Below are 16,319 nucleotides of genomic sequence, written 5' to 3'. Positions count from 1 at the left end.
GGGGAGAGCCTTCCCCGGGGGAAAGGCTTGAGCCTCAGGCAATCGGAAGGCGGATGATGAAGCGGCTGCCGCTTGCATCCGAATGCTCCAGGCCGATATCGCCGCCAAGCGCGGTCAGGAACTCCCGCGCCGTCGTCAATCCGAGGCCGGCGCCCTGGACCGTTCCCGCCTTCGGCAATTTCCAGAACGGCTCGAATATCCGCTCGCGATAGGCGGGATCGATACCCGTCCCATTATCGGAAATCCGGATGAACCAATCTGTTCCCTTTCGCTCCGCCGCAATCGCCACATGCAGCGGCGATTCGCTGCGAAAGGTCAGCGCGTTGGCCAGCACATGCCTCAGCACCAGGCCGAGCAGGGCAGGATCGGTGCGGATGGAGGGCAGGCCCCCGCTTTCAAGCGTCGCCTCGCCAATCTCGGTTTCGTCGGTCAGCTCGCCCCAGACATTTTCGGCCAGCGCCTGCAGATCCACCTCTTCGGGTGTCACCTGAGGGGCTCCGCCGGCAAGGCTCATCAATGCCTTGGTGAGGCGTTGCGCGGTCTGCGCTTTCTCCATGATCATCCTGAGGCTCTGAAGCTGTTCGCCGTCCAGCGTTTCCCCGAGGTCGTCGAGCAGCAGCTCGGCATACATGGCGATATGGCGCAGCGGCGATTGCAGGTCGTGCGAGGCGGTCGCGAGAAATCGTTTGATGCGCTCCTCGTTGTCGCCGGCAATATTGGGTTCCGATTGTCTCGTCGGGTCGGATGACATCTTACGGTTTCCGATCTCTGTGGCAGCGCCGCGTTTCTTTTCAGACGCGCAAGGGACGCTGTAATCCTTTGAAAGGCTGCATGATTTTATCCTTGCAGTCACCGACAATAGAAAGAGGGCGCCGGCTCTGCAACCGGCGCCCTCTTCAAGCATGCGTCAACAGCAAATTTTTTAGCTTGCCGACTTGCGGGAGCGCCCCTGTTCCGGCGGGATGATTTCAACGGCCGTATCGTCTCCCGATACCGCCTTGGCGTGGCGGCGGCGCCAGTCGCCGAGGAAGAGCAGGATCGGGGCTGCGATAAAGATCGAAGAGGCGCCGGCGACGAGAATGCCGAAGACCATCGGGATGGCGAAGCTCGAGACGGCGCTGCCGCCCCAGATCGCCATCGGCACCAGGGCGAGGAAGGCCGTCGCATTGGTGTAGAGGCTTCGGGCCAGGGTTTCGTTGATCGACTTGTCGATGATTTCGCGCAGCGGCATCGATTTGTAGAGGCGCATGTTTTCGCGCATGCGGTCGTAGACCACGACCTTGTCGTTTACCGAGTAACCGACGAGCGTCAGGACGGCGGCGATGGCCGTCAGGTTGAAGTCGAGGCCGGTGATCGCGAAGAAGCCGATCGCCTTGGTGACGTCGAGCACCAGCGTGACGATGGCGCCGACGGCAAACGGCCATTCGAACCGCACCCAGATATAGATGAGCATCGCGAGGCTGGCGATCACCACCGACAGGATGCCGGCCGAGGCAAGCTCGCCGCTGACCTTCGGACCGATGACGTCGGTGCCTTCGACGGTGGCGTTCGGGTCGATCTTGGCGACTTCGGCCTTCAGCTTGGTCACCGCAGCCGTCTGCGCCTCTTCGCCGCCTTCCTGCCGCTGCGCGCGCACAAGAATGCTGCTGTTGTCGCCGAAGGTCTGCAGCGTGATTTCGCCGAGGCCGAGACTATCGAGACCCTCGCGGAACTTCGCAAGATCGGCCGCGCCTTGAGTCTTGACCGACATCTGGATGCCGCCGCGGAAGTCGACGCCGTAGTTGAGGCCGGGATGGATGAACAGCAAGATGGAGGCGATCGACAGCAGCGCCGAAACGCTGACGCCGAAGAAGCGCGCCTTCATGAACTGGATGTGCTTGTCGTAAGGGCTGAAGGGGATCAGCGGCCGGATGTTCAGCACCTTGAACTTGCGGCGGCGGGTGATCTCGATCATCGCGACGCGAACGAAGGCGACCGAGGTGAACATCGAGATGATCAGGCCGAGCGCCATGGTCACGGCGAAGCCGCGAACCGGCCCGGAACCGAAGTAGAACAGGATGGCGGCCGCGATCAGGGCCGTCATGTTGCCGTCGATAATGGTCGAATAGGCACGGTTGAAGCCGGTATCGATGGCGGCAAAGGCGCTCTTGCCCTTGCGGGTTTCTTCACGAATACGCTCGTTGATGAGGACGTTGGCGTCGACCGCAAGGCCGATGCCGAGAACGACACCGGCAATGCCTGGCAGGGTCAGCGTCGCACCCACCAGCGTCAGCGCCGAGAAGGTCAGGATCGTGTGGATCAGCAGCGCCACATTCGCGAGGATGCCCCAGGTGCCGTAGAGAACGAAGATGAAGAGTGCGACGAGCGCAAAGCCGACGAGGCCGGAATAAATACCCATCTTGATGGCATCGGCGCCGAGGTCGGCGCCGACGGTGCGTTCCTCGATGACCGTCAGCTTGGCGGGCAGGGCGCCGGCGCGCAGCATGGCGGCAAGCGTCGTTGCGCTGTCGGCCGAGAAATTGCCGGAGATCTGGCCGGAACCGCCGGTGATCGGCTCGCGGATATTGGGCGCGCTCAACACCTTGTCGTCGAGGACGATGGCGAAGGGATTGCCGACATTCTGGCGGGTGATATCGGCAAAGCGGGTGGCGCCGGCGCTGTCGAAGCGGAAGCTGACGACCGGCTCATGCGTGTTGGGATCGAAGCTGACGCGGGCGTCCGAAAGGCGGTCGCCGGAGATTTCGACGCGGTCGAGAACAGCATAGGACCGGCCTTCTTCGTCCTGCATCATGGTGATGCCCGGGCCGGGCTGATTGTTCGGCGCCACCATGTGGAACGACATCTTCGCCGTGGAGCCCAGAAGCTGGCGCAGGCGCGACGGGTCCTGCGTACCCGGAAGCTGAACGAGCACGCGGTTGGCGCCGATGCGCTGGATGGTTGGTTCGGAGACGCCGACCTGGTCGACGCGCTGGCGAATGACTTCAAGGCTCTGCTGGACCGCGTTGTCGACATTGGCGGAGATGCCGGCCGGCGAGAAGCCGATGGTGATCGTGGCGCCGTTGGCGGTGACATCAAGATCCGCCTTGCCGGCGCTGATGCCGGTGCTGATCGGATTGGCGAGCGTCTTGAGGTCGGTAACGGCGGCATCGCTCTGGGTGGCATCGGCGAGCGTCACGACGATCTGGTTCTGGTTGCGTACGACGGCCTTCGGCTGGATGCCCTTTTCGCGCAGCACGCGGCGTGCGTCCTGCAGCAGCGATTGCAGCCGCTCCTTGGTCAGATCCGCTTCGTCGACTTCCAGAACGAGATGCGAGCCGCCGCGAAGGTCGAGGCCGAGCGACACTTGTGCATGCGGCAGCCATGCCGGCACGCGCTGGAGGACGGATTGCGGCAGGACGTTCGGCAGGGCGATCAATAGGCCGAAAAAGATGATCACCGTATAGGTGAACACCAGCCATGGTGAAGTACGCATGTTGTATTCCTTAGATAATCGGGGGCCGGCGTTCGGGCGCTGGCGGCATGTCGTCAGATGTCGGAAGCGCGCTCGGCGCAGACGTCAGGCAGCCGGCGGTGCGCGCGGCTGATGGGTCTTGGAGACCGCGGCATGAAGCAGAACTTCGGATGCCGGAAAGACGGCTGATGTGTTCCAGCCGGCGAAATCGAAAGCCGGGGCGGCGGCAAGGGCGGGAGATCCGCTGTCATGGGCTGCCTGCTTTGGCGCAAGCTTGCGCTCGGCGGCGAGCAGCCCGCGCACGGCGTCGCGCGCAGTCAGCTGCGGCGGCTGCGGATCCCGGCCGGAAGAGGACAGCGTATTGACGGCAGCAGTCGGTGAGATGATCAGATTGCCGCCGAAAAGCAGGCCGAGATAGGCGAGGATGGCAACGAGGAGCGAAGCGGCGACACGGCTGGTCAGACGGTGCTGGTCCAGCTCCATCTTCTCCGTCCCGGCGATGTCACTCCCGTATCGGCTCAAAAGCGCGCCAATCTCTCATTCTCTTTGCGGCGGAGGGTCATCCGCCGGGATAATTGTATCAGGCCCATGCCCGTCTTCATAGGGCACACTGTCATGATGCACTTGGGCGAGCCGGTCAACCATGCCAAGCGCAATTTCACGCTCGCCCATGATGACGGTGTCGGCGCCGTATTGCTTCAATTCATCGACTTCGGCGTCGGAATGGGCGCGGGCGACGATGAGGATCGACGGATTGACGCTGCGCGCCTGCTCGGCGATGCGGCAGGCCTCGAAGGCGTTCGGAATGGCGATGGCAATGCTGCGGGCGCCGGCAAGATTGGCGAGGTCGAGCGTTTCCCGCATCACCGCATTGCCCATCAGGGTTTCGACCCCCTGCACCTTCAGCTCACCGATGCGCTTGTCGGAATCCTCGATGACGAGAAAAGGTGTGGCTGACGATTTGAGATTCTGTCCGACGATGCTGCCGACCCGCCCGTAGCCGACGAGAATGGCGTGGCCGTTGAGCGCCGTCGGATGCACCTCGTCGTCTTCGGGCGGCGTCTCCTCCGGCACGGCTATCGCATCTGCGGCGGCAGGGTCCGCCACGATGTCTTCACGCTTTGCGCCTTCGAAAAACGGCCGCATGCGGTCGCAGAGGAAGAACAGCAGCGGATTGAGGATGATCGAGATGATGGCGCCGGCAAGGATCAGATCGCGGCCTTCCTCCGGCAGCAGCCCGAGTTCGACGCCGAGGGCGGCGAGGATGAAGGAGAATTCGCCGATCTGGCCGAGACTGGCGGAAATCGTCAGCGCCGTGCCGAGCGGCTTCTTGAAGGCGAGCACGATCAGCAGCGCGGCGACGGACTTGCCGATGACGATGATGAAGATGGTGGCGAGGATCGGCAGCGGCTTGTCGATCAGGATGTTCGGATCGAACAGCATGCCGACCGAGACGAAGAAGAGCACGGCGAAGGCATCGCGCAGCGGCAGGCTTTCCTGGGCGGCGCGATGGCTGAGCTCGCTTTCGGCCAGCACCATGCCGGCAAAGAAGGCGCCGAGCGCCAGTGACACGCCGAAGAGCTTTGCGGCGCCGAAAGCGACGCCGAGCGCGATTGCCAGCACGCCGAGCCGGAACAGCTCGCGCGACCCGGTATGGGCAATGCGGTGCATCGTCCATGGAATGAGCTTGCGGCCGAAGACCAGCATCAGCGCCACAAACAGCGCCACCTTCACCAGCGTCATGGCGATCATGCCGCCGATGCCGAGATCGAGCCCGAACAGGCGGTTCAGCCCGGCCGAGAGCGGCTCGACAGGAGCGTGACCCTCACCGCCGATGCTGGCCGCGGCCGGGATCAGCACCAGCGCCAGCACCATGGCGAGATCTTCGACGATCAGCCAGCCGACGGCGATCCTGCCGCGCTCCGTCTCGACCAGGCGCCGCTCCTGCAGGGCTTTCAACAGCACCACGGTGGAAGCGACGGAAAGCGCCAGGCCGAAGACCAGGCTGCCGCCGGTCGGCCAGCCCATGAAGGCGCCGAGCCCCCAGCCGAGCAGGGTGGCAAAGGCGATCTGCGCGATGGCGCCCGGCACCGCGATGCCGCGCACCGAGAGCAGGTCTTTCAGCGAGAAATGCAGCCCGACCCCGAACATCAGCAGGATGACGCCGATTTCGGCAAGCTCCGGCGCCAGGCTTTGGTCCGCCACATAACCCGGCGTGTGCGGCCCGACCAGCACGCCGGCGATCAGATAGCCCACCAGCGGCGGCATGCGCAGCCGATGGGCAAAGGCGCCGAAGATGAATGCCAGCACGAGGCCGCCGACGATTGTCGAAATCAAGGGCGTATCGTGTGGCATCGCCGTCTCCCGATCTGGAAATCCCGTTCGTAATGTGACATATATGATCTATATCGACCAATATGGGTAAATTGAAATCATGGGTCAAGGCGCAAGGGAAACAATTCTCACCCCGGCTCTCTGCCGGGCGGCACGCGGATTGCTCGACTGGACCCAGACCGATCTTGCCGAAAGGGCAGCCGTCTCGCGCAGCACCATCCGCGATTATGAGGGTCGTCACCACGACATCCACCGCGCCACCGAGGCGCAGCTGCGCCTCGCCTTCGAGGAAGGCGGCGTCAAATTCGTGGAGATCGAAGGGGCGGGCACCGGCCTCTGCATGGCTCCTTAGATTGGAATCCGCTCAGGGCGCCAGGCAGGCGGCGGAGACCTTGTAGAGGGAGAGCGCCTTGCCCTTGTAATAGCCTTCGGTCGGCTGCCAGTTCTTCAGCACCTCGGGCGTCTCGGTGGCGCAGCTGAAGGACCCGAGCGTCAGGTAAAGCACCTTGCCGGTAATGTCGGCCGGCAGGGCGAATTCCTGCTCGTAATAACTCTCGGGAAGGCCCGCCGGCGGGCGGGCATAGATCCTGTAGGATGTGCCGCGCAGCGTATAGAAAAGATCGGCGACCATATCGCGATCGTTGGTGACGATGATGTCGGTGCCGGCCTGGCCGGCCACGGCCGCGGCCTGGCGGCTGACCTCGGCACGGCCGAGATAGCGCTTCATCACCTCGTCGCCGTTCGGCAGAAGCAATTGTTGCGGAAAGATTGTCGCCAGCGGAAACAGCAGGCTGGCGATGCCGTTGATGGTGAGCGACAGCCTGAGCCCTTTCGGCCAGAACCGATGGAGCAGCCAGACGGCCAGGATCGTCCCGGCGACATAGGCGGTCACGGCCCAGTTGGCATAGGCCTTGGCGACCGTTGCCTGCAACGTGATCAGCAGCACCACCGGCATCGACAGCCAGACCAGCAGCTTTTCCCGGTCGTCGCTCCTGCCCTTGATCATGCGATAGACCGCCCAGAGCATCGCGAAGAAGACGATCGGCCCGACGACGCCGAATTGGGCGGAGAAGAATTCAAGCCCGCGACGGAGATTGATGCCGAGCTCGCTCCAATGGGCGATGTCCTGTGTGTGGCGCACCGTCGTATTGTCGTGCTGCAGGTTCCACCAGAGATTCGGCAAGGCGACGACCGCGGCGACCGCGACCGCGATGATGAAATCCCGAATGGCGATGCGCGCCGAGGGAATGAGGAGGAGGGCAAGCGCGCCGCCCGGCACGACGAACAGTACGGCATATTTCGTCAGGAAGGCGAGGCCGACGCCAAGGCCCATGACCAGCGCCAGCCCCGCCGAGCGCCGCTGCGTCAGGCCGAAATAGGCAAGCAGGGCGATCGCGATGAAGAACAGCAGGATCACGTCGGTCGAGAAGAACACCGAAGACAGCGCGACGCCCGGCAGCGTAATGTAGGTAGCGCCCGTCCAGCCTTCGATCTCCGGCCCGACGAAACGCTTTGCCACCTTCATCAGCACCAGCGCCGCCGCCATGTGGATCAACGGTCCGGCGAGCCTGATCCAGTAGATGGCGTCGGAACCGGAAAGCTCGGTCATTGCCCGGATCACCCAGGCGATCATCGGCGGCTTGGAATAATAGCCGAAATCGAGATTCTGCGACCAGAACCAGTACTGCGCCTCGTCGACGAACAGATCGGTCGCATCGAAATGCAGCGTAACGACGCGCCAGAGCGTGAAGCCGAGAACGATGAGGAGACCTGATCTGGGGGACATGAACCGACTGTTCCGCTGACATGAAAGGCGCGAGTGCGATTACACCAAAGGCGCCGGACTGCCAACGGGAAAGCTCCAAAGCCTGTCGCGACAAACTGTGCAGCGGCTTTGCGGCAACGAGATGCGTAAAAATAAGGAGCTGAAGCGCAAAGGCGAATCTGAAAGATCGCGACGCGCGTTAGAATACCCGAAGCCCGCGGATATCGCGGCTTGCGGTGAGAAAATCGAGGCAGGCGACGGCGGCAAGCAGCGTCATTGCAATCAAGCAGGAACCCAATCCGAGAACAATCATTGCTCAGTCCTTGTCGACGTCATGTCTTGGTTATCGACCGGCCTATAACACAGAGCTTGCGTGTGCCTTGTAGCAGCCGTGCAACTCCGCAGCAGTATTTATTGCCAACGGCCTTGAATTGCTTCAAAAGCCGGCATTGCGAAAAGGCTTATTAACCTTCAAGCAAGGAATTAACCATAAACATTGGTTTACACGTCGGAATGGGAAGATGCACTCGTTCCCACCAGGCATGACGCCGTCCCGCCGTACCGGGTTGATCCGGTATCCATCTCTTCAGACAGCTCCGAAACATAGCTGATCAGGGGGCTCGACCCGCCGGTTGTCGCCGGTGGCAAGAACCGTCTCCACGCTTGGCGTTTATCGGATGCTGCGAAAGTTTTTAGCCGGGCATCTGCCTGGAAAGCGGGTTGGGGACAGGTGTTGAGGCAGGACATGCCATCAGATCAGGCTCGTGGAGCGCAGGCAGGCAGCTTGCGCGACCGTCTGCGCTTTGCCGGTCTCGATGCCGAGCAGTGCGACCTGGTGCGCCGCAACCGGCCGGCCCTCGAAGCCCATCTGAAGGCGGGTCTCAGGGATCTCTTCCACCGGTTCCAGTCGTTCCCCGACGCGTCGCGCAATTTCGAGAGCGAGCGCCAGGTCGAGCGCCTGCATGATCTGCAGTCCTCGCATTGGGACGTGCTGACCGATGCGCGGTTCGACAGCCTCTATGCCGAGCGCGTCAAGGTTCTCTCCGATACCGAGAGCAAGATCGGCCTCGACCCGCGCTGGCACGTGGCCGGCCATGGCGTGATGCTGGAGCATGTCGTTTCCGGTCTCGCCGAGGAAATTGCCGGCCGTCCGCTGCTGCCGTCTGCCAAGCGCCGCGCCCGCGAAATCTCCGATCTGATGACGGCGATCATCCGCATCGTCATGGTCGATGTGGAAATTGCCGTCTCGCTCCGCTTCAACGCGCAGCGTGCCGGAGAGCAGCGTGCGCTCGCCAGTCAGCGCGCCGACAACGAGGCCGAGATCGCCAGGATCTTCGGCGATGTCATCGAAGGCCTGTCCGCCCGCGACCTGACGCGGCGTGCCCCCGTCGAAGGCGAGGGCGCCTATGCCGGGATCGCCGCCGCGCTGAACGGCGCGCTGGATGGTCTCCAGGCCGAATTCACAGCCATTTCCGAGCGCACGCTCAAGGCCGAAGCGGCGACCGGTTCGCTGGCCGGCCTGTCGCGGCAGTTCGCCGGTACGGCGTCCGGCCATGCCGACCGGCTGCAGCTTTCCGCCGCTGCCCTTGCCGGCATCGCCGGCAGTGTGCGCGACGGTGCTGCCGAAAGCCGCGCTGCCGAACAGGCGGCCGCCTCGACGCGCGCCGCGGTCGAGGAAAGCGGCGAGGTCGTCGGCCGCGCCATCAGCGCCATGGCCGATATCGAGCAGTCGGCCGAAAAAATCGGCCAGATCATCGGTGCGATCGACGAGATCGCCTTCCAGACCAATCTCCTGGCGCTGAACGCCGGCATCGAGGCCGCCCGCGCCGGTGATTCCGGCCGCGGTTTTGCCGTCGTCGCTCAGGAAGTCCGCGCGCTGGCCCAGCGCTCGGCCGAAGCCGCCCGCGAGATCAAGACGCTGGTGACGGTGACCAAGGCGCAGGTCGATGCCGGCGTGCAGATGGTTGGCCGCACGCAGGATTCGATCGGCAGCATCGTGCGCCAGGTCACCGACATCAACGCTGCCATATCAGGCATCGCCACCCGAACCGGCGAACATGCCGAAAGCCTCGACAGCGTCACTTCTGACGTCAAGAGCCTGGGCGGCGAGGTGGCCGGCAGCGCCGGCTTTGCGGAACGCTCCGCCGAAGGCGCCGATCACCTGCACACCGTCATTGTCGAGCTCGGCCAGACGATTCGCGAATTTCGCATCGCCCGGGAAAATGCCCATGCCGGGCGCTTGGGCCCGGCGCGCGTGACACCGCCGCGCGCCATCGAGGCCGCCGCCCGTCCGGCACCGGCCGAGAACGAATATGAAAATGATGATTTTAGCCTTCCGCAGCCCTTCGCAAGCGTCGGAGGTGGGCGGAATGTTTACTAACCTATCGGATGATTACCCCAGCTCGTCTTCTCGAGCCGGGGACAAGGGGACAAGGAAAAGCTGATGGCAGCAAAGAAGAGTGGCAAGACGCTGGATCTGACAGCGGTGCTCGACCTCAACGAGGCTTCCGCCTTGCGCGATAAACTCCTCTCCCTCAGGGGCAGCGGTCTGTCGATCGACGCTTCCAGCGTCGAACGGATCGGTGCCCTTTGTGCCCAGGTTCTGATGTCCGCCGAGAAGACCTGGGAGCAGGACAAGCAGCCATTCACCTTTTCCAAGGTGTCCGACGCATTTCAGAAAACCATGCAGCTGGTGGGCGTCAATATTGATCACCTGCTTGCCAAGGAGATTCGGCAATGAAGAAAAAAGTTCTTACCGTGGATGATTCCCGCACCATCCGAAACATGCTTCTCGTGACGCTGAACAATGCCGGCTTCGAGACGATTCAGGCGGAAGACGGCGTCGAGGGCCTCGAGGTTCTCGAAGAGTCCAATCCCGACGTTATCGTCACCGACATCAACATGCCGCGCCTCGACGGTTTCGGCTTCATCGAAGGTGTCCGCCGCAACGAGAAATATCGGGCGATCCCGATCCTGGTCCTGACCACCGAAAGCGACGCGGAAAAGAAGAACCGCGCCCGCCAGGCTGGCGCCACGGGCTGGATCGTCAAGCCTTTCGACCCGGCCAAGCTGATCGATGCCATTGAGCGTGTAACCGCTTAAACCCAGGATTTTCTCCTATGGATATGAACGAAATCAAAGAGATCTTTTTCCAGGAGTGCGAGGAACAGCTCGCCGAGCTGGAATCCGGTCTTCTGAAAATGAATGATGGCGATCGCGATCCGGAAACCGTCAATGCGGTGTTCCGTGCCGTGCATTCGATCAAGGGTGGCGCCGGCGCCTTCGGCCTTGATGATCTGGTTGCCTTCGCCCATGTTTTCGAGACCACTCTCGATTGCGTTCGATCCAACAAACTCGAGCCGAACCAGGACGTCCTGAAGGTAATGCTGAAGTCGGCCGACGTGCTCGCCGACCTGACGAATGCTGCGCGCGACGGCGGCAGCGTCGATGAAAGCCGCAGCCGCGGCCTCGTCAAGGAGCTCGAGGCACTGGCCAATGGCGAATTGCCGTCTCCCTCGGCAGTTGCCGACGCACCGGCGCCGAAGGCCGCCGCAAAGCCCGCGGCCAAGGCCGTTGCGGCCGCTCCGGCACCGGCCGTCAAGCCGACCGACGACAGCGGCTTCCAGCCGATCCCCTTCTCCTTCGACGATTTTGGCGGCGAGGGCGACGAGCTGCCGGCCTATGAAATCACCTTCAAGCCGCGCTACGAACTTTATTCCAAGGGCAACGACGCCACGCTGCTGCTGCGCGACCTCTCGCGCCTCGGCGAAATGACTATCTATTGCAATACGGATGCTCTGCCCGGCCTCGACGAACTCGATCCGGAAGGCGCCTATCTTTTCTGGAACGTCACGCTCAAGACGGACAAGGGTGAGGACGCCATTCGCACCGTCTTCGAATTCGCCGAGTGGGATTGCGAACTGACGGTGAAGCCGGTCGAGGACGCAAGGGGCGACGCGGCCAGCAACGAGGAACTGCCGATGGTGCCGGTTCCCTTCGATCTGTCGATCCTGGATGAATCCGGCGCAGCCGAAGAGGTTTCCGGCGCTGCCGCCGATACCGCCGCCGCCGTTGCCGCTGCAGAGACTGCCTCCAACGTCACGCAGATGGCTGCCGCTGCCGCCCGCGTCGAGAAGAAGGAATCGGCCGCCGCCGCAGCGGCTGCTGCAAGTGCTGCCGCCCAGAACAATGCCGCCGGCGCCGGCCAGACGATCCGCGTCGATCTCGACCGCGTCGACCGCCTCATCAACCTCGTCGGCGAACTCGTCATCAACCAGGCGATGCTGTCGCAGAGCGTCATCGAGAACGACACGACCGGCACATCCTCGATCAACATGGGCCTGGAAGAGCTGCAGCAGCTCACCCGCGAGATCCAGGACTCGGTCATGGCGATCCGCGCGCAGCCGGTGAAGCCGGTGTTCCAGCGCATGTCGCGTATCGTCCGCGAAATCGCCGACATGACCGGCAAATCGATCCGTCTCATCACCGAAGGTGAAAATACCGAAGTCGACAAGACGGTCATCGACAAGCTGGCCGAGCCGCTGACCCACATGATCCGCAATGCCGTCGACCACGGCATCGAAACGCCCGAAAAGCGCGCCGCCGCAGGCAAGAACACTGAAGGCACGGTCCGTCTGACCGCCAAGCACCGTTCGGGACGCATCCTGATCGAGCTTGCCGACGACGGCGCCGGCATCAACCGCGAAAAGGTCCGCCAGAAGGCGATCGACAATGACCTCATCCCGGCCGATTCCAACCTGTCGGACGAGGAAATCGACAACCTGATCTTCCTGCCGGGCTTCTCCACGGCCGACAAGATCTCCGACATTTCAGGCCGCGGCGTCGGCATGGACGTCGTCAAGCGTTCGATCCAGGCGCTCGGCGGCCGCATCAACATCACCTCCAAGCCCGGCCACGGCTCGGTCTTCACCATGAGCCTGCCGCTGACGCTTGCCGTCCTCGACGGCATGGTGGTCACCGTCGCCGGCCAGACTCTGGTCGTGCCGCTGACGGCGATCGTCGAAACCCTGCAGCCGGAAGCGGCCTCGATCCATTCCTTCGGTGCCAACCACCGGCTGATCTCGATCCGCAATTCCTTCTGCCCGCTGGTCGATGTCGGCCGCATCCTGAACTTCCGCGCGACCCAGGCCAACCCGGTCGAAGGCGTGGCGCTCCTGGTGGAATCCGAAGGCGGCGGCCAGCGCGCCCTGATGGTCGATGCCATCCAGGGTCAGCGCCAGGTGGTCATCAAGAGCCTGGAAGCGAACTACACCCATGTGCCGGGTATTGCCGCCGCCACCATTCTCGGTGACGGGCGCGTCGCTCTCATCCTCGATGTCGACGCTGTTGTCGGCGCCTCGCGCGGCCAGTCGCTCAAAGCGGAAATGTCGTTAGCAGCGGTAGGATAAGGGCATGTCGTACGCCGTAAAAAATCTGAACGAGGGGGATCGCGAGCTGATCGCGTTCCGCATCGGGAATCAGGAATTTTGCGTGAACATCATGTCGGTTCGCGAGATCCGGGGCTGGACCCCGGCGACCGCGATGCCGCACTCGCCTGCCTATATGCTCGGTGTCATCAACCTGCGCGGCGCGGTGCTGCCGATCATCGATCTTTCGGCCCGGCTCGGCATGAAGCCGGCCGATCCGACGGCCCGCCATGTCATCATCGTCGCCCAGGTCCGGCGCAAGGTCGTCGGTCTCCTGGTCGATGCCGTCTCCGATATCCTGACGGTCACCGACGAGACCATCCAGCCGACGCCCGAGATCTCCTCCGAGCTCGAGCGTCAATTTGCCCGCGGCATCCTTGCCATCGACAAACGCATGATCTGCCTGATCGAACTAGAATCCCTCTTTCCCGAGACCGAAAGCGAAGCCGCATGAGTGCAATGGGCGCAAAAGATCAGAGGCAGGGAGCCGACGAGGTCCTGGCGAGCGGAGAATATCCGCTGACGCGCCGCGACCTCACGGAGATCGCCGCGATGATCTATTCGGATGCCGGCATCTTCCTCAACGAGACGAAGGCCTCGCTCGTCTATTCGCGCCTGTCGAAACATATCCGCAATCTCGGCCTCTCCGGCTTCCGCGAATATTGCGACCTCGTCGCTTCGCCGGCCGGTGCTGCGCCGCGCCGCGAAATGCTGTCGCATCTGACGACCAATTTTACCCGCTTTTTCCGCGAGAACCATCATTTCGAGCATCTGCGCGACCATGTCCTGCCGGAGCTGCTGCAGCGGGCGCGATCGGGCGGCCGGGTGCGCATCTGGTCGGCGGCTTCCTCCGACGGGCAGGAGCCCTATTCGATCGCGCTCACCGTGCTGTCGCTGATGCCGAACGTCGCCGATTACGACTTCAAGATCCTGGCGACCGACATCGACCCGAAGATCCTGGCGATCGCCCGGGCAGGCGCCTATGACGAGAACGCGCTCGAAACCGTTTCGCCGGCCATGCGCAAGCAGTGGTTCAGTGAAGTCGAAGTGCAGGGCCGCAGGAAGTTCCAGGTCGACGACCGCGTCAAGCGGCTGATCACCTACAACGAGCTGAACCTGATGGCGCAGTGGCCGTTCAAGGGCAAGTTCGACGTCATCTTCTGTCGCAACGTCGTCATCTATTTCGACGAACCGACGCAGATGAAGATCTGGCAGCGTTTCGCCGGCCTGCTGCCGGAGGGCGGCCATCTCTATATCGGCCACTCCGAGCGCGTGTCGGGCGAGGCGAAACACGTCTTCGACAATATCGGCATTACGACCTATCGCTACACGACCAAAGGTCTCGGGAGGAAGGCATGAGCGCTCCGGCAAGAGTTCTCGTTGTTGACGACTCGCCGACCATGCGAGGGCTGATCACGGCCGTCTTGAGCTCCGACCCGGAGGTCAATGTCATCGGCCAGGCCGGCGACGCGTTGGAAGCGCGCGAGGCGATCAAGCGGTTGAACCCCGACGTCGTGACCCTCGACATCGAGATGCCGAACATGAACGGCCTCGATTTCCTCGAAAAGATCATGACGCTGCGTCCGATGCCGGTCATCATGGTCTCCACCATGACCCATCGCGGCGCCGAGGCGACGCTTGCGGCGCTGGAGATCGGCGCCTTCGACTGCGTCGGCAAACCGGGGCCGGGCGATCTGCGCCCCTTCGGCGACCTCGCCGAGAAGGTCAAGGCCGCCGCGCGCACGCAGCGCCAGTTCTCCCAGCCGGTGACGGCCGCCGCGGCACCTCCGCCCTCCGTCGCCGATTTCCGTGTCGGCCGCAAGATCGTCGCGATCGGCTCGTCGACGGGCGGCGTCGAGGCGCTGATCGCCGTGCTGCAGAAGTTTCCGGCCAATTGCCCGCCGACGGTTATCACCCAGCATATGCCGCCGACCTTTACCAAGAGCTTCGCCGAACGGTTGAACCGCCTCTGTGCGCCGGTGGTGCAGGAAGCGACCGATGGTGCCCGCCTGGAAATCGGCAAGATCTATCTGGCGCCCGGCGGCGAGCGTCATCTCCAGGTCAGCGGCGCCTCGGCGCCCTGCTGCCGTCTCGTTGACCGCGCACCGGTCAACGGCCACCGGCCATCGGTCGACGTGCTGTTCGATTCGGTCGCGGAACTGGCGGGCCGTAACGCCGTCGGCGTGATTTTGACCGGAATGGGCCGCGACGGCGCCGCCGGATTGTTGAAAATGCGCCACGCGGGCGCCAGAACACTCGGCCAGAACGAAAAAACCTGTGTCGTTTACGGAATGCCAAGGGTTGCCCACGAACTTGGCGCCGTTGAGCAGCAGTTGCCCCTGTCTGCCATCGGGGAAGAAATATTGAAAATGACAGCCGCCCGAAAGGAAGGGACCGAATAAATGTCGATCGCGGAGAAAATCAAAGTTCTGATCGTCGATGATCAGGTAACGAGCCGGTTGCTGCTCAGCGATGCGCTGACCCAGCTCGGTTTCAAGCAGATCACGTCCGCAGGCGACGGCGAGCAGGGCATGAAGATCATGGCCGAACAGCCGCACCACCTGGTGATCTCGGACTTCAACATGCCGAAGATGGATGGCATCGGCTTTCTTCAGGCCGTGCGCACCAACCCGAACACCAAGAAGGCGGCCTTCATCATCCTGACTGCCCAGGGCGACCGCGCGCTGGTGCAGAAGGCAGCCCAGCTCGGCGCCAACAACGTGCTCGCCAAGCCGTTCACGATCGAAAAGATGAAAGCGGCTATCGAAGCCGTGTTTGGAGCCTTGAAATGATCAATGAGGGGGCCGCCCGTCGCGTGCACATCATTCAGGGCGAGTACAAGGTTCTGAGCGATCCGAATGCGGTCCTCTCGACCATTCTCGGCTCCTGCGTGGCTGCGTGCCTCCGGGACCCCGTCGCCGGCATTGGCGGAATGAACCACTTTCTGCTGCCCGGTTCGGCGACGTCGCCGACCTCTGGCGGCGATGCCACGCGTTATGGCGTGCACTTGATGGAACTGCTGATCAATGGTCTTCTGAAGCAGGGCGCCCGGCGCGACCGGCTGGAGGCAAAGATCTTCGGCGGTGCGAAGACGATCTCGACATTCTCCAATGTCGGTGAGCAGAACGCGGCCTTCGCCATGCAGTTCCTGAGGGATGAAGGCATTCCGGTGGTCGGTTCCTCCACCGGCGGAGAGCATGGACGCAAGCTTGAATATTGGCCGGTCTCCGGTCGTGCCCGGCAATACCCCCTGACCGGTGCCGAAACGCAGAGAACCGTCGCACTCGAGCAGCGCCCCGCCGCTCCGTCGAAGCCCGTCGAAACCAGTATCGAATTCTTTTGA

General features: G+C 63.0%; 15 protein-coding genes. 10 read left to right on the top strand and 5 right to left on the bottom strand.

The window, feature by feature from the left end:
* Positions 1-34 precede the first annotated feature (34 nt).
* The 4 genes from GGD57_RS07530 to ybaL form a co-directional block, all read right to left on the bottom strand.
* On the bottom strand, positions 35-751 hold the full coding sequence (locus GGD57_RS07530; RefSeq protein ID WP_184468368.1) for a sensor histidine kinase: 717 nt from the start codon (positions 749-751) through the stop codon (positions 35-37).
* Positions 752-922: 171 nt separating this feature from the next.
* Positions 923-3,472, bottom strand: coding sequence for a protein translocase subunit SecD (secD, locus tag GGD57_RS07525; RefSeq protein WP_184468366.1), 2,550 nt, complete (start codon positions 3,470-3,472; stop codon positions 923-925).
* Between the two features lie 84 nt (positions 3,473-3,556).
* Entirely contained in the window at positions 3,557-3,934 is a 378-nt protein-coding gene (locus tag GGD57_RS07520; RefSeq protein ID WP_184468364.1) for a hypothetical protein, read from the bottom strand.
* Positions 3,935-3,988: 54 nt separating this feature from the next.
* The gene (ybaL, locus tag GGD57_RS07515; protein WP_184468362.1) at positions 3,989-5,806 is read right to left on the bottom strand and encodes a YbaL family putative K(+) efflux transporter; all 1,818 of its coding nucleotides are present in this window, start codon (positions 5,804-5,806) and stop codon (positions 3,989-3,991) included.
* Between the two features lie 79 nt (positions 5,807-5,885).
* Here ybaL and GGD57_RS07510 point away from each other — a divergent pair, with 79 nt between their 5' ends.
* Positions 5,886-6,137 carry a helix-turn-helix transcriptional regulator gene (locus GGD57_RS07510; RefSeq protein WP_184468360.1) on the top strand — a complete coding sequence of 84 codons (252 nt, stop codon included), beginning with the start codon at positions 5,886-5,888 and terminating at the stop codon, positions 6,135-6,137.
* A gap of 12 nt (positions 6,138-6,149) precedes the next feature.
* Here the strand turns inward: GGD57_RS07510 and GGD57_RS07505 are convergent, their stop codons facing one another.
* Complete coding sequence (locus tag GGD57_RS07505) at positions 6,150-7,571, bottom strand: ArnT family glycosyltransferase (protein WP_184468358.1); 1,422 nt, start codon at positions 7,569-7,571, stop codon at positions 6,150-6,152.
* 724 nt (positions 7,572-8,295) lie between these two features.
* Here GGD57_RS07505 and GGD57_RS07500 point away from each other — a divergent pair.
* The 9 genes from GGD57_RS07500 (at position 8,296) to cheD (ending at position 16,319) form a co-directional block, all read left to right on the top strand.
* Positions 8,296-9,930, top strand: coding sequence for a globin-coupled sensor protein (locus tag GGD57_RS07500; RefSeq protein WP_184468357.1), 1,635 nt, complete (start codon positions 8,296-8,298; stop codon positions 9,928-9,930).
* Positions 9,931-9,993: 63 nt separating this feature from the next.
* On the top strand, positions 9,994-10,290 hold the full coding sequence (locus tag GGD57_RS07495; protein WP_184468355.1) for an STAS domain-containing protein: 297 nt from the start codon (positions 9,994-9,996) through the stop codon (positions 10,288-10,290).
* The gene (gene cheY1 / locus GGD57_RS07490; protein ID WP_003570362.1) at positions 10,287-10,652 is read left to right on the top strand and encodes a chemotaxis response regulator CheY1; all 366 of its coding nucleotides are present in this window, start codon (positions 10,287-10,289) and stop codon (positions 10,650-10,652) included. Before GGD57_RS07495 ends, cheY1 begins: the two co-directional genes overlap by 4 nt.
* 17 nt (positions 10,653-10,669) lie before the next feature.
* On the top strand, positions 10,670-12,958 hold the full coding sequence (locus GGD57_RS07485; RefSeq protein ID WP_184468353.1) for a chemotaxis protein CheA: 2,289 nt from the start codon (positions 10,670-10,672) through the stop codon (positions 12,956-12,958).
* Between the two features lie 4 nt (positions 12,959-12,962).
* Positions 12,963-13,430, top strand: coding sequence for a chemotaxis protein CheW (locus tag GGD57_RS07480; RefSeq protein WP_184468350.1), 468 nt, complete (start codon positions 12,963-12,965; stop codon positions 13,428-13,430).
* Positions 13,427-14,335 carry a protein-glutamate O-methyltransferase CheR gene (gene cheR, locus GGD57_RS07475; protein WP_184468348.1) on the top strand — a complete coding sequence of 303 codons (909 nt, stop codon included), beginning with the start codon at positions 13,427-13,429 and terminating at the stop codon, positions 14,333-14,335. The genes GGD57_RS07480 and cheR overlap by 4 nt, the downstream gene beginning before the upstream one ends.
* Entirely contained in the window at positions 14,332-15,378 is a 1,047-nt protein-coding gene (gene cheB / locus GGD57_RS07470) for a protein-glutamate O-methylesterase CheB (RefSeq protein WP_184468346.1), read from the top strand. The genes cheR and cheB overlap by 4 nt, the downstream gene beginning before the upstream one ends.
* Positions 15,379-15,768, top strand: coding sequence for a response regulator (locus GGD57_RS07465; RefSeq protein WP_003556488.1), 390 nt, complete (start codon positions 15,379-15,381; stop codon positions 15,766-15,768). It begins immediately after the preceding gene.
* On the top strand, positions 15,765-16,319 hold the full coding sequence (gene cheD, locus GGD57_RS07460) for a chemoreceptor glutamine deamidase CheD (RefSeq protein WP_085736156.1): 555 nt from the start codon (positions 15,765-15,767) through the stop codon (positions 16,317-16,319). The genes GGD57_RS07465 and cheD overlap by 4 nt, the downstream gene beginning before the upstream one ends.

This window comes from Rhizobium esperanzae (assembly GCF_014197615.1).
GTDB lineage: Bacteria > Pseudomonadota > Alphaproteobacteria > Rhizobiales > Rhizobiaceae > Rhizobium > Rhizobium esperanzae_A.
This window is presented reverse-complemented; position numbering and strand designations above follow the sequence as displayed.

Bases quoted from the DNA above. Each gene is read 5' to 3' on its own strand.
- cheD (WP_085736156.1), top strand. From the start codon at position 15,765: ATGATCAATGAGGGGGCCGCCCGTCGCGTGCACATCATTCAGGGCGAG.
- GGD57_RS07510 (WP_184468360.1), top strand. From the start codon at position 5,886: ATGGGTCAAGGCGCAAGGGAAACAATTCTCACCCCGGCTCTCTGCCGG.
- cheR (WP_184468348.1), top strand. From the start codon at position 13,427: ATGAGTGCAATGGGCGCAAAAGATCAGAGGCAGGGAGCCGACGAGGTC.
- GGD57_RS07485 (WP_184468353.1), top strand. From the start codon at position 10,670: ATGGATATGAACGAAATCAAAGAGATCTTTTTCCAGGAGTGCGAGGAA.
- GGD57_RS07500 (WP_184468357.1), top strand. From the start codon at position 8,296: ATGCCATCAGATCAGGCTCGTGGAGCGCAGGCAGGCAGCTTGCGCGAC.
- GGD57_RS07505 (WP_184468358.1), bottom strand. From the start codon at position 7,571: ATGTCCCCCAGATCAGGTCTCCTCATCGTTCTCGGCTTCACGCTCTGG.
- secD (WP_184468366.1), bottom strand. From the start codon at position 3,472: ATGCGTACTTCACCATGGCTGGTGTTCACCTATACGGTGATCATCTTT.
- GGD57_RS07480 (WP_184468350.1), top strand. From the start codon at position 12,963: ATGTCGTACGCCGTAAAAAATCTGAACGAGGGGGATCGCGAGCTGATC.
- GGD57_RS07495 (WP_184468355.1), top strand. From the start codon at position 9,994: ATGGCAGCAAAGAAGAGTGGCAAGACGCTGGATCTGACAGCGGTGCTC.
- cheY1 (WP_003570362.1), top strand. From the start codon at position 10,287: ATGAAGAAAAAAGTTCTTACCGTGGATGATTCCCGCACCATCCGAAAC.
- ybaL (WP_184468362.1), bottom strand. From the start codon at position 5,806: ATGCCACACGATACGCCCTTGATTTCGACAATCGTCGGCGGCCTCGTG.
- GGD57_RS07520 (WP_184468364.1), bottom strand. From the start codon at position 3,934: ATGGAGCTGGACCAGCACCGTCTGACCAGCCGTGTCGCCGCTTCGCTC.
- GGD57_RS07530 (WP_184468368.1), bottom strand. From the start codon at position 751: ATGTCATCCGACCCGACGAGACAATCGGAACCCAATATTGCCGGCGAC.
- GGD57_RS07465 (WP_003556488.1), top strand. From the start codon at position 15,379: ATGTCGATCGCGGAGAAAATCAAAGTTCTGATCGTCGATGATCAGGTA.
- cheB (WP_184468346.1), top strand. From the start codon at position 14,332: ATGAGCGCTCCGGCAAGAGTTCTCGTTGTTGACGACTCGCCGACCATG.